The 14358-nt window shown below is 53.1% G+C and carries 3 protein-coding genes; all 3 read left to right on the top strand.

What is annotated here, in order from left to right; all coding sequences use genetic code 11:
- The first annotated feature begins 185 nt into the window (after positions 1-185).
- The 3 genes from JOD20_RS17515 (at position 186) to JOD20_RS17505 (ending at position 14354) form a co-directional block, all read left to right on the top strand.
- Positions 186-3581, top strand: coding sequence for a helicase-related protein (locus JOD20_RS17515; protein ID WP_204756504.1), 3396 nt, complete (start codon positions 186-188; stop codon positions 3579-3581).
- A gap of 558 nt (positions 3582-4139) precedes the next feature.
- Entirely contained in the window at positions 4140-11930 is a 7791-nt protein-coding gene (locus JOD20_RS17510; RefSeq protein WP_204756503.1) for a DUF2298 domain-containing protein, read from the top strand.
- Positions 11931-11939: 9 nt separating this feature from the next.
- Positions 11940-14354 carry a DUF2298 domain-containing protein gene (locus JOD20_RS17505; RefSeq protein WP_204756502.1) on the top strand — a complete coding sequence of 805 codons (2415 nt, stop codon included), beginning with the start codon at positions 11940-11942 and terminating at the stop codon, positions 14352-14354.
- Positions 14355-14358: the final 4 nt, after the last annotated feature.

Raw genomic sequence — 14358 nt, 5'->3', positions numbered from 1 at the left:
GGGAACCGCTGAATCAAGGCTCCCCTCGCCCGCGTCCAGTGGGAGAGGGGCTGGGGGTGAGGGGAACACAATCTAGCTAATCTGTGCAATCTGTGGCTAAAAATAATCATTCGTGCAATTCGTGGCTAAAAAACCTTCGTGTCCTTCGTGGATCAAATTTCGTGCATCAGACAAAGGTAACCTCAATGCAAATTCCGTATGTGATTGATAACATTGAACAGCGCTTGGCCGATGTATTGCGCTATTTGCTCAGCCGAGCGAGCGACCAATCGCTGGATATTGCCACGGCCTATTTCAGCATTCGCGGCTTTGAGCAAGTGCGCCACGAGCTAGAAACCACAGGCCGAGTGCGCTTGCTGCTGGGCGATAAACCGCTGGCTGGCGATGATTTGGGCATGCGGCCTGATTCGGGCGCGTTTTTGCGCCACGAACTCAACGCCGAAGCCTTCAGCGAACGCACCTTGCGCTTGGTCGAAGCGCTGATTCGCTTTTTGCGCCGCGACAAGGTTGATGTGCGCTTGTATACTGGCTTTTTGCCCGATGAACAAGGGCGACGGGCCTTTTTACATGCCAAGTGCTATTTGCTGTATGGCCGTTTGCCCGATGCCAATGTGTTCGATCCGCTCACGCCAATTGTGGGGATTGTGGGCAGCAGCAATTTCACTGGGCCGGGCTTGGTCAGCAATCATGAATTGAATTTGGTGCATAAAACCTTGCTGACCGATGCCGAGCTTGATGATGCTGAAGCCAAAGCCACAGTCGCCCAGCATTCCGCGCAACAAACCAGCAGCGAGCTTGGGCTAGAACAAGAACGCCTGCTCAAAAGCGAAATTGGCACGCGCGCCATCCTCGACCTCTCGCGCTGGTACGAACAGCAGTGGCAACGCTCAATCGACTATAAAGATCAATTGATCGAATTGCTTGAAAACTCCAAATTTGGCGGGCGCGAATACACGCCCTACGAAATCTACATGAAAGCGCTGTATCGCTACTTCAAGGACGATTTGGCTGAGCGCGACGAGCAACCAGCAACCCGTTCGGCGGTCGAATTGGCCGAATTTCAAGATGATGCTGTGCGCAAAGCGCGGCGGATTTTGGCCCAATACGATGGCGTGATTGTCGCCGATTCGGTGGGGCTGGGCAAAACCTGGATTGGCAAAAAACTGCTGGAAGATTACGCCTACCATCAGCGCCAAAAAGCCTTGGTCATTTGTCCGGCTTCGTTGCGCGGCATGTGGGAGCGCGAGCTGCGTAGCGCGACAATTGCGGGCCAAGTATTGACCCAAGAACGGCTTGGCCTCGACGAATTTGATAGCCGCGAATTTTTGGATGTTGATGTGATTCTGGTTGACGAAGCGCATAATTTTCGCAACAAGCGCGCCAAACGCTATCAACAACTTGAGCTTTTGCTGGCCGCCAATGGGCGACGGGGGCGCAGTGGCAATCGCAAAAAGCTAATTATGCTAACCGCCACGCCGATTAACAACAACATTTTCGATTTATACAACCAAATCAATTTGTTTACCGGCAACGATCGCAGCTATTTTGCTTCGGCGGGCATCGGCGATCTCTACAAATATTTCTTGGCAGCGCGGCGCGAATCGATGGAAGCAGGCTCAATTCGGATTTTCAACCTGCTCGAAGAAGTGGTTATTCGGCGCACGCGCCAATTTATTCGCCGTGCCTACCCAGAAGCGCTGATTCATGGCGAGCCAATTCGCTGGCCAACGCGGCAGCTACACAGCGTCGAATACGATTTGCAAGCGGCTTACAGTGGGCTGTATCAAAACATTATTCGCGCGATTGAAGGCCTGCATTTAGCCCATTACAACCTTGAAGCCTACAAGTTGCGTCCGATTGACCAAGATGAATTTGAGCTTGGGCGGCAAGCAGCCTTGGTTGGTATTTTCAAAAGCCGCTTTCTCAAACGGCTTGAATCGAGCATTGAAGCCTTTCGGATTTCGATTCGGCGCTCGTTGGCTTTTGTCAAAACCTTTGCCGAATATGTTCAAGATGGGGTTGTGCTCGATTCAGTCTCGTTTCAACAGGCTATGCGTTTGCTCGAAGCCGACGACGAAGATAGCGACGATAGCACCCCAAGCTCGCAAGCTTCGGCGATTGATGAACATGCAGCGGCCAGCGCCATCATTGCCAAACTGCCCAAACTTGAGGCCAGCAAATACGATCGGCGGCGCTTGCATCGGGCTTTGCAAGCAGATATTGACGCGTTGAACGACATTTGGCATGCGATTCGCCAAATTCAGGCCAGCCACGATGCGAAGTTGGTGCAATTGCAAGCCTTGCTCGCCAACCAACTGAATGGCTGCAAAGTAGTGATTTTTACCTATTACAAAGATACGGCGCGTTATTTATATCAGACCCTGACCGACCCAAGCAACGCAGCCTGGCAGGCGAGCCTTGGCAATCCAACCATTCGCCGCATCGATAGCAGCATCAAAACCAGTGATCGCGCCAAAATTGTTAGCCATTTTGCGCCGCGCGCCAGCAATCAACCAGATTTGATTGGGACGAGTGAAGAAGTGCAGATTCTGATTGCCACCGATGTGCTTTCTGAGGGCCATAATTTGCAAGATTGCGGCCATTTGCTGAACTACGATCTCCATTGGAATCCAACGCGAATGGTGCAACGAGCAGGCCGGATCGATCGGCTTGGCTCAAACTTCGATGTTTTGCATGTCTACAATATGTTTCCTGAGCGCGAACTTGAAGCCTTGTTGGGCTTGGTGCGCAGCCTAACCAGCAAAATCGATTTGATCAATCAAACAGGCTTTTTGGATGCAAGTGTGCTTGGCGAAGTGGTTACGCCGCGCGATTTCAACACCCTCAAACGAATTGCCGACGAAGATAATGCAGTGGTTGAGGAGCAAGAATCATTTTTGGAGCTAGCAAGTAGCGAATCATTATTTGCTGAATTGCAAAATGTGCTGACGACCGATGCCCAGCGCTGGCTGACCGACCTTGATGATGGGATTCATTCGGGAATTGAGCGCAGCAATGCTAAGGGCCTGTTTTTCTATTTCACAGCCCCGCGTGATGGTAGCACTGCCCATTTTTGGCGCTACTACGACCTTGCAAAACAGACGATTACCGACAACCGCTACACCATTATGCAACTGATTGCGTGCAGCCCTGATACACCACGCTTTCCGCCGCCCTACAGCGAAGTCGATATTTTTGCGATTCACGATACGATTCTGAATAGCATTTTGCGTGATGTGCAGCAACAAGTTACCGCGACGGTGGTTGATAAAATTGTTGCGCCAGAACAGAATGTCATTGCCCAGCTATTGCATAATCATTTAGCGCAACCTGGTGTTGATCGCAGTGAAGTACGTGAATTGCGCAAAATGCTCAAAGAGCCGCAGGTTGGGGCGGTTGTGCAACGCTTGCGCAAAGCTCTCAATCTCTACAATGCTGATGCCGATGTGCAGGCGGTGCTTGAGCTATTGCGCGAACTCTACCAAATCCAAGGTCGGAGTACGCTTGAGCCAACGAGCCCAGCCAGCACGATCAAACGCGATGATCTGACGTTGGTTTGTTATGAGTATGTGTATGCATAGCCCATAGCGAAAGGATGAAGGATGAGGGATGAGGGATGAAGAGCATAGTGAAAGTCAAAAGTCAGAAGGCAAAAATCAAAAGTCAAAAAGCTCGGGATCAGGGGTCGGGGGCTGGGGATCGGGATTTTAACGCAGAGGCGCAGAGAAATGATGGCTATAGGCTCTAGGCTTTGGGCTATTGGAACATCAATTTGTGGAATTCGTGCAATTCGTGGCTAAAAAATATTCTTCGTGCGCTTCGTGTGCTTCGTGGATCGAAATGTTAACGCAGCGGCGCAGAGAAATGATGGCTATAGGCTGTAGGCTATGGGCTGGCGCGAACATAATCACAATAATCTGTGTCAATCTGTGGCAAAAAAGTGCTCTTTGTGCTCTTTGCGGTTTCAATATTTCAAGGCTTTTGATTTTTGACTTTTGCCTTCTGATTTGTTCTAGGCTCTTTGTTCTCTGTTCTAAACTTCATCCCTCATAATTCATCCTTCATCCTTCTCTATTGTGTTCCCATGCAAGCCGATTTTGCGCTATAATTCGCCCGTTGTTGAGTTCAGGGTGATAACTATGCCACGTTTCGCTGCGCTGCGTGCCTTTGGGCGACGCTTCCCCGATTTGATCAGCTTGCTTTTATTGTTGGTAATCCTTTGGATGGCTTGGGGAGTACGATCGATCAATCGTGCTGATTGGGATGGCTACGCGCCGCTCATCCACCCAGACGAGTATTACCTCAAGGATGCGATTACGCCCAATCTGCGGGTGCCCGATTCGTTTTTGAGCTATCTCAGAACCGAATGTGAGCTTGTGACCAACGATCAAGGCGTGGCGCAGCTGAAGAATACGCGCAATCCAGAAGAGCCTGATCTGAGCAAACAACGGCCTAGCGCAACCAGCGGCTGTAACTCACTCAACCCGCGCACGATTGACCAAGGCTATGTGTATGGCTCGTTGCCAGTTGCTAGCGTGCGCTACCTAACTGAAAAATTCTATCCTGAAATTGAACCAGACCAACTATCGAGCCGCCAAATTGCGGTGGTTGGCCGCACTGTCTCAACAATTGCCGATTTGATTTCGATCGTCATTTTGTTTTTGCTTGGCCGCACGCTCAACAGCCGCCGCATTGGCTTGTTGGCTGGCTTTTGTTTTGCTTGGTCACCAGCCCTCATTCAACATGCTCACTTTTTTGTCGTCGATGGTCAGGCGGCGATGTATGGCCTGTTGACCTTGTATGCGAGCACGCGTTTGGCCCAATCGCGCCACTGGTGGAGCGCCGTGCTCAACACCATGTTTGCTGGCGCAGCCTTAGCATTGGCAGTTTCCTGCAAAATTACCCTCGCGCCGCTTGGCGGAATTGTTGCGATTGCGGCGATGGTGGCCTATTGGCGCAACCCTGCCTATTTGCGTGGCGACTATTCACCATGGGCAATGTTTGTGCGCTTGCTGAATAGCAGTTTGTATGGGGTTGCTTTTGGGTTGTTAGCCTTCTTGGTTATGCTCTTTACGCTACGTTTTAGCATGCCCGATGCCTTCAATGGTATTGGTTTTGATGACCGTTTCCTTGAGGCAATTGGCCGCGCTAGTGCAACTTCATCGGGCGATGTCGACGCGCCTTCATCGCATCAATGGGCTGGCCGCAGCAACTATACCTACGAATTGACCAACATGATTCGCTGGGGCATGGGCGTGCCTTTGGGCGTGGCGGCATGGCTTGGCTGGCTGGCATTTGGCATTGCCTTGCTGCGCTCAAGTTCGCGTCAGCGCTTGCTTGGCCTGTTGCCGATGTGGCTTTGGACAGGGATTTATTTCTTCTGGCAGGGCGGCTTGATGATTAAGCCGATGCGCTATTTGCTGCCAATTTATGGCCCGTTAATTCTATTTGCGGCGTGGGGCTTGATTAGCTTTGTTGATTGGGCGCGGCGTGAAGGCACACCGTTGCTGTTTCGTAAAGTGCCATTGCATGGCTTGGCAGTTGGCCTCACCAGCATGGTTGCGCTGGTAACGCTGCTCTGGGGCTGGGGTTTTAGCCGCATTTATGAGCGACCACATACCCGAACTCAAGCCTCGGCCTGGGCGCACGCCAACCTACCGCCGGGCAGCACTCACACCTCCGATTCGTGGGATATTGGCATTCCAGGCATGGAAAATTGGATCTGGACTGATGTGCAGTTGCCAATTGTTAATGAAAATGATGCTGGCTCAATTGAGCAAATTCTGCAAGTTGCCAACCAAGCCAACTATTTGGCCTTTACCTCGAACCGCGCCTACGATTCGCTTGACCAATTGCCGATGCGCTTTCCGGCGACGCTCAATTTCTTCAAGGGCATTTTCGATGGCTCGTTGGGGTACGAAAAAGTTGCCGATTTCAGCTCGTATCCTTCGTTTTTGGGCATCAGCATTCCCGATGATCACGCCACCGAAGATTGGAGCGTTTACGATCATCCACGGGTAACGATTTGGAAGCGCACTGAGCGCTGGAATCTTGATGCAGCACGCCAGCAAATTTTGCGTGATGTGAATGTTGATGAAATTTATAAGCTGCGGCCCAAAGTTGCCACGCCAATGCCAACCATGTTGCAACAAACGGTGGCCGAATGGCGCGAGCAATTGACTTCTGGCACGTGGGCTTGGGTTTTTGATGGTGTTGCCAATGTTGCGCCATTGATTTTCTGGGTTTTGGCGCTAGAAGTGCTGGGCTTGGCGGCTTTTGGCTTGCTGTGGCGCTTAAAATTGCCCTTGCCTGACCGTGGCTTGGGCATGGCGCGGCTAGTTGGTTTATTTGCCTTGGCCTTGATTGCATGGCTGCCTGCTGCGTGGCATTGGTGGTCGTTCAATCGCTTCTGGATTGCTGGGGTCTATCTGGTTTTGGTTGGCTTGGGCGGGGTTAGTTTGCTGCGTTCGCGCCACGAATTACGCTTGTGGTGGCAAACACGTCGCGCGGCAATTCTCACGTCGCAGGCGATTTATCTGGTTGGCTTTTTGATTCTGCTGACGATTCGCTACCTCAACCCCGATTTATGGCACCCAGCCATGGGCGGCGAAAAGCCCATGAATTTGGCCTACCTGACTGCGACGCTCAAATCGGTGCAGTTCCCGCCCTATGACCCATGGTTTGCTGGCGGCTACATGAACTACTACTATTGGGGCTATGTGCTGATGGGCACGCCGATGAAGCTGTTGGCGATTCGCCCAGAGGTTGGCTTCAATCTGGCATTAATCAGCTTGTTTGCCATGACCGCGCAACTGAGTGGCAGTTTTGGCTACAACCTGCTCTCGACGCTTGGACGAGCTGCCAAAAAGATCGAGCGCCGCGCCTGCATGACAGCGGTTGGGGCGGCGGTAGCCTTGATGCTGTTGGGCAATTTGGTCCAGCCAATCTTCTATTTCAATAGTGCGCGGATTTTGGGCAACAGCGAGTTAAGTTGGTCGAATCCTGAGCAATCGAGCCAAGGTATTTGGCTAGAAGGTGGCTCGCCGTTGGCTGATGCGGCAGCGGGCTTTGCCAAACGGCTCGACGGCGAATCGTTCAATTTGCGCCCAGAATGGCCGTATTGGAATGCAACGCGGGTGATTCCGCCCAGCACAATTAGCGAATTTCCCTTCTTCTCGTTTTTATATGGCGATTTGCATGCCCACATTATTGGGCTTTCGCTGCTTGTCTTGCTCTTGCTGAGCCTGGTTGGCTTGTACAAAGCGCCCAAGATTTCGGCCAAAGCCTTGGCTGGTTGGAGCGTGGCACTGGGCATTTTGGTTGGCGCACTCAAGGCCACCAATGTTTGGGATTATCCGCTAAGCTTGGCTTTGGCGGCGGTTGCCTTGCTGGTAGTTGGGGTCCAACAAAGCCGCAACGTCGCTTGGCCCAAGCGCTGGCTGTGGATTGTGCTGCCACCGCTGGCAGTGGTTGTGGTCATGACCGTGGTTTGGTCGCCGTTCAACCGCTATTTGGCGACTGGCGACTATGGCAAGCCCCAATTGCTGACCAACGACCAACGGATGACAATTCGCGAATTTACCGCGCTGTATGGTTTGTGGTTCTGGATTTTGATTCCATGGATGCTATTGCTAGCGCGGCGAATTTGGGGCATGCGCAGCACCTTGATTGGGGTTGGGGCCAGCCTCGTCTGGATGGCATTGATCAGCCTGCTGCAAAATGTGGTAACGCCACTTGATATGAGCGTTGAGCCAGGCAAAGTAGCGCTTTTGATTGATAATTTATTCAAACAGGCAATTGCCCAACGTGCTGCCTCAATTGTGGTTCTATTGCCGCTGGCAGTTTGGGGAATTTCGCTCTTGTGGAGTGCTTTGGCTGGCCGCACCCGCCGGCGCGAAGTTGTGCCCTTGGCCTTGACGACTGCTGGCATTTTGCTGGTACTCCTGACCGAAACGATTGTCTTGCCCGGCGCTGGGCGCATGAACGTGGTCTTTAAGCTTGGCTACGAAGCTTGGGCATTGTTGGTCTTGGCTGCTGCCAGCGTTGTACCATTGACCTTGAGCGCCTTCCGCAGCGGATTGCGTTCTAGTTTGGCCGCTCCACTGCGCATCTCGTGGGCAACCGTCACGGGCTTGTTGGTGCTTGGCGCGTTGGTCTATCCAATTACCGCCACCCAAGCCAAAGTTGCCGATCGCTATGTGGCCGATGCGCCGCGTGGGCTTGATGGCATGGCGTGGATGGAAGGCGCGACGTGGGTTGAAAATCGCGAAATTGCGCTTAAAGACGATGCAGCGGCGATTCGTTGGTTGCGTGCCAACGTCGAAGGCACGCCAACCGTGCTCGAAGCTAGCACCTCGGCCTATCGCTGGAACAGCCGGATTGCAACCTGGACTGGCCTGCCAACCCTGATTGGCTGGGATGGTCACGAGAATCAGCAACGTGCGCCAGCAGAAGCAGCTGGGATTATTGCCAATCGTAAAAATATCATTCAGCAAATTTATACCGCCTTTGATCCTAACACCGCCCAAACGTATCTCGATCGCTATGGCGTGAGTGTGATTTACCTTGGCGGCTTGGAGCGCGCGGTCTATGGCGATTTGTTGCCAGTTTTTGAGCAACTGAAGGCCTCAGGGCGTTGGCGCATTGGCTACGATAGCGGCTCAACCCAAATCTACCTGCGCACCGATGCCAAAGTGCCCGAGCCAAGCGCCTTGCCACCAACCGAGTTGCCAGGCATTCCGCCAGCCAATCCGGTTGCGGCGATTAGCATGGCCGAAAAGCCCTTGCCCCAAGCCACAGTCGATAACAAGGTTGAAACCCCGCGCGTCGATGGCTTCTCGGATTGGGCTTGGATCAATCAAAATCAGGGTGCTGCAATCGTGTTGTGGTTGCTATTTTTTGAATTGGTGGGCTTGCTGGCCTTCCCAATTGTGGCCCAAGCCTTGCGTTCGTCGTTGGCCGCAGCTTGGAGCGCCAGTAAAATTGCTGGAATCTTGCTGCTTGGCTGGCTGATTTGGCTGCCAACCAGCCTTGGCTTCTGGCAATGGACGCGGCTCAGCGTAGTTGTGGGCTTGGCCATGTTGGCGGCATTGGCGGTTGCGGCATGGTATTTTGGCGCGGCCCAACGGATTCGCGCCAACTGGCGGCAACAACGACGCAACATCATCATTAGTGAGTTGGTTTTTGTTAGCTTGTTTGCGCTTTGGACTTTGGTTCGGGCGGCCAATTCTGATTTGTGGCATCCCTATTGGGGTGGCGAAAAACCGTTTGAATTTGGCTTTTTGAATGCAGTGCTGCGCTCGCCCAACATGCCACCGCTTGATCCGTTCTATTCGCAAGGCACGATCAACTACTACTATTACGGCCTGTATTTGATGGCCTTGCCGATGAAGTTGTTTGGCCTAAACTCGGCAATTGGCTTTAATTTGGCGGTTGCCACGGTTGGGGCGTTGATCGGCATTGGTGCTTGGGCCGTGGGCTTGGTGGTTACGCGGCGGCTCAAAGTTGCCGCCATGGCCCTCGTTGCAGTGGCTATCATTGGTAATTTAGCAGGCGTATTGCCCATTGGCACCTCGACCGGAATTGGCGGCGTGGTGCGGGCTTGGCAAGCTTGCGAGTTGGGTGGCGAAGGCCGCGAAGCTGCTTGTGCGCCGCTCGATAGTGAAACCAGCTTGGGCGCGATGCTCGGCGATGCGCTGGCCAATGGCACGGGCGAAAACTTTACCCGTCGTTTGGGCGGCGGCGTGCCATGGTTCTGGGGGCCAAGTCGGGTCACTGTTAGCGATAAACTCAACACAATTAATGAATTCCCTGCTTGGAGCATCATTTTTGCCGATTTGCACCCGCACCTGATTGCCTTGCCAATAACCTTGTTGGTGGTGGCCTTGGCATGGGAAGTGAGCCGACGGCGACGTTTGCTCCGCCAATTGCCAGCTTTTGCTTTGGCTGCTTTGGCGGTTGGCTCGTTGGCGGCGGCCAATGCTTGGGATGTGCCGACCTACGGCTTGGTACTCATCGTTGGCTTGATGGCGCGGGGTTGGCAAGCGCCGCAACGCCGTTGGTGGGCGACGCTTGGCTATAGCCTGCTAGGCGTGGCGACGGTAGCGCTTGGTTTGCTGCTGTATGCGCCATTCTTGGGCAGCTATAAAGCTCCAGTCGGCGGCGTGTGGCCAATTCGGGTCGGCACAGCGCTTGTGCCGTGGCTGGCGATTTATGGCCTGTTTGTGCTGGTAATCACTGTTTGGCTGTTGCTGCCGCTTAAACGCGCCGAACCAACCCCATTTTTGGATTGGGTGAAAGCGACGCGCGGGCGCTGGCTGATTGGCTATGGCTTGGCTGCGGCGGCCTTGGTTGTACTGCTTTTGACCCGTAGTGCTGCTGGCAAAAGTGCACTTACCGAGCCTTCGGTTTTGCCAGGTTTGGCAGCAACCTATAAGCCAATTTTCAGCGCTGGCATTCCAGTGCGCTTGGCGATTGGCTTGCTCTTGGCGGGCCTCATTCGGCGCTTTATCAATCGGGTAGCCTCGCCATCGGCGCGCTGGGCGATTGTGCTGGGCTTGGTTGGCGGCTTAGTGGCCTTGGGTGTCGAGATGTTGTTCATTCGCGATCACCTTGCGCCTGGCACATGGGAAGGCGGCCCTGGCGATTCAGAGCGTATGAACACGGTCTTTAAATTTGGTTATCAAGTTTGGGTGCTGTGGGCTTTGAGTGCGAGCCTGCTATTGCCGCATATTGCTTCGGCCTTACGCAGCTCGCGGGCAGCCAAATATAGTTGGCAAACGGTGGTTACGGTTGGAGTTGTGATTGGCCTGTTCTTCCCGATTTTTGGCACGCTCAGTCGGGTTGGCATGCGCTTCGATAAACCAGTGCAAGGCTTGACCCTTGATGGCTTGGCCTATATGCAAACCGCTGAATATAGCGTCAACAATGGCATTGTTAATTTGGCCGACGATCTGGCGGCCATTCGTTGGATTACCGAGAATATTACTGGCACCGAAATTCTGCTGCAATCGGAGCAAGAATTCTATCGCGCTTTTGGCATTCGGATCACGGCTAACACTGGCTTGCCAACCATCATTAGTGCCTTGCATGCTGGCGAGCAACGGCCCGGACCATTGGTTGATCAACGCATTCGCGATGTGCTGGAGATTTATAGCAGCCTTGATGTATTGCGTACCCAATGGTTGCTGAATAAATATGGCGTAGATTATGTGTATGTTGGCCAGATTGAGCGCTTGCGCGACCCAATGGGCGTTGATAAATTTGTGACGATGCCCGGCGTGCAGCAAGTTTATCAACAGAATAGCGTCACAATCTACAAAACTACCCCGCAATTGCGCGAGCTAGCGATGCAATGGCGAGATGGCGTGCCTGCAACGCCAGCAGTGCCGAACACGCCGGTTGATCAGGCTGGCAACCAAGTTGAGGCGGCGGTTGCGCTCTACGAAAGCGACCCCAACAATGCTGGCTATGCCTTCGAGGCTGGCAAGCAATTGTGGCAATCGGGCCAAGCTGATCGCGCGGCAGCGATTTTGGGTCGAGCTGCCGATGTGCACCCCAACGATATTGGCTTGCACCATCTCTTGGGCGATGTATTGCTCTCTCTGAAACGCTACGATCAGGTGGTGTTGGCCTACGAACAAGCCTATAATGCAGGGCCAAACCCGCAAAACCAAACCAAACTAGGCCAAGGCTATTTGGCTTGGGCCGAGGTTGATAGCACCAAACTTGATGCGGCGGCGGCCCAATTTAGCGCGGCGATTCTGGCCGATAGCCAATTTGCCGACCCGCACTATCATCTGGCCGAAGTGTATCGTTTGCAAAATAATCCTACCGAGGCTCGCCGCGAATACGAAACCTATTTGAGTATCGCCCCGCCCGAGGGCTTGTGGGTAGGTTCGGCGCAGGAGCGCTTGAAGAACCTGCCATAGTGAGTTGTTATGATTGCTTGGTGGTTAAGCATCGTTTTAATCGGAATTCTCGCGCTGCCGCTGAGTATGCGCGTGTTTGGCCATTTGCCAGGGCGGGGCTTGGCGTGGAGCAAGGCGCTGGGCCTGTTGGTTGTTGCATGGCTGGCTTGGATGGGCGCGATGCTCAATCTTTCCGGCTTCGATGGCGTGACGGTTGGCTTGGGCCTAATCGGTCTTGGCACGCTGAGCTGGTTTGTGCAAAAGCCCTTTGATAAAGCGCGCATGCTGGCGGTAATTCGCCAACATTGGCCTGAATGGGTGGCCTACGAGCTGTTGTTTGGGCTGGTTTTCTGGCTAGGTATTCAGTTGCGTTTGCATGGGTATTATGGTTCAGGGATTCATTACACCGAAAAACCGATGGAAGCGATGCTATTTAGCGCCGTGTTGAATAGCTCCAGCTATCCACCAAGCGATTTATGGTTGGCGGGATTTAGCGTTAATTATTACTATTTTGGCTATGTGCTGATCAGCGTTTTGAGCGTGCTCAGCGGCGCGACGCTTGGCGAAACCTTCAATCTTGGCTTGGCCACGATTATGGCCTTGGCCAGCGTTGGGGTGGCTGGTTTAGTCACAACAATGGTGCGTTTGTGGTGGCACGATTATGTGCTATCGCGTTTGCGCTTGGTTGGAATTGGCGCACTGGGCTTGCTTGGCTGTGTGTTGGTGCTGGTGGTAGGCAACCAAATGGGGGCCTTGCAAACGATCATCAATTATGGGGAAGTTAATAAGCTCACCGATAGCCAACGAGTTTCGGTGCTGTGGCAATCGCTGCAAGGCATCGAACCTGCTAGCGTCGATCCTGCAACGCTCAAATCGGATAACCCAAGCGAGTCTAAAAGCTCGACCTTGCCACCAATGGGCGAGAAATTTAATGCTTGGTGGCCATCACGGGTGATCTACGATGATAGCGAAGAAACGACGATCATCGTTGATAACCAGCAACGCATGGGGATGTTTCAGCGTGAGATTATCACCGAATTTCCCTTCTTCAGCTTCTATTTGGCCGATATGCACCCGCATGTACTCGCGATTCCGCTGACGCTTTTGGCAATTGCCTTGGCACTAGCGCTGTTTGTGCGGCCTGCAATGTTGCGCTTCCCCAAGCACGATTGGCTTGAATTGGCCATGGCTGGCTTGGTGATTGGCGGCTTGTACGCTGCTAATTCATGGGATGCGCCAACCTTTGGTGTGTTGTATGCCTTGGGCTTGGTCAACTTGTGGCGGAGTCATACGCCGCAACCAACGCGCCGCGACTGGTTGCATGTGGCTGGTCAAGTTGGCTTGGTGGTGCTAGCAGCGGTTTTGCTGTATATGCCATTCTTGCTCACGTTTACCTCGTTTGCTGGCCGCGATACGATTCCTGAACCCTTCGTCAACATCCCAATTATCAACAGTTTGGGCAAAATTATGGCTCCAGCCCGTGATCATTCAGGCTGGACTGATTTGCTGATCATTTTTGGTTTGTTCTTGGTGCCAATCGTTGCCTGGCTAACCAGCATGGTCAACGCATGGCAACAATGGGCAGTGATTGGGGTGGTGCTGCTGATTGGCTTGATCGCAGGCATTCCAGCGGTTGTATTTTTGCCAATTGCCGTGATCTGTTGGCAAACAGCGTGGCAACGCAACCAGCGCGATGTGCAAAACTTTAGCTTGATTGTGGTTGGCTTGGCAGCCTTATTGATTGTGGTTGTCGATTTTCTGTATCTGCGCGACATTTTTGATAATCGCATGAACACGGTTTTCAAGGTCTATTATCAAGCTTGGATGCTGTTGGGGATTACTGCGACTGCTAGTATTTGGGGCTTGTTGAGCAATGGCCAATGGCGACGCTGGACGAATGGCATTTGGTTGCCATTGTTTGGGCTTTTGTTGGCTGGCGGCTTGGTCTACCCAATTTCAGTGATTAACCCGCGAACCTCGCCCTCGTGGGATGCGAGCGGCGCGAAGCTTGATGGGATTGAAAGTTCCCAACACTTTTCAGAGCCAATTCGCAAGGCCGCAGCTTGGCTTGAAGCCAACACACCGCGCACCAGCATTTTGGCAAACGCGCCTGGCAGTAGTTATCAAGATGGCGGCGAATTGGCGACCTTGAGCGCTCGGCCAACCCTTTTGGCGTGGCCTGGTTCTCACGAAGGCTTGTGGCGCAGTAAGCAGCCCGATGCCAATCAGCAAGTGGCGCAGCGCCAAGGCGATCTGAATGCGATTTATAATGCAACCGATCTAAATCAACTCCGCGAAGTGCTGACTCGCCAAAAAGTTAATTATGTGGTTTGGGGGCCGAATGAGCAACGAGCCTATCCCCAAGCCAATATCGGCTTGCTCGAACAAGCAGCGACCAAAGTCTACGAAGCCGATGGCTGGATTATTTATCAGGTACAACCCTAGGAGC

Source organism: Herpetosiphon giganteus, assembly GCF_016907925.1.
Lineage (GTDB): Bacteria > Chloroflexota > Chloroflexia > Chloroflexales > Herpetosiphonaceae > Herpetosiphon > Herpetosiphon giganteus.
This window is presented reverse-complemented; position numbering and strand designations above follow the sequence as displayed.

Coding starts and splice junctions, on each gene's coding strand:
- JOD20_RS17515 (WP_204756504.1), top strand. CDS start 186: ATGCAAATTCCGTATGTGATTGATAACATTGAACAGCGCTTGGCCGAT.
- JOD20_RS17510 (WP_204756503.1), top strand. CDS start 4,140: ATGCCACGTTTCGCTGCGCTGCGTGCCTTTGGGCGACGCTTCCCCGAT.
- JOD20_RS17505 (WP_204756502.1), top strand. CDS start 11,940: ATGATTGCTTGGTGGTTAAGCATCGTTTTAATCGGAATTCTCGCGCTG.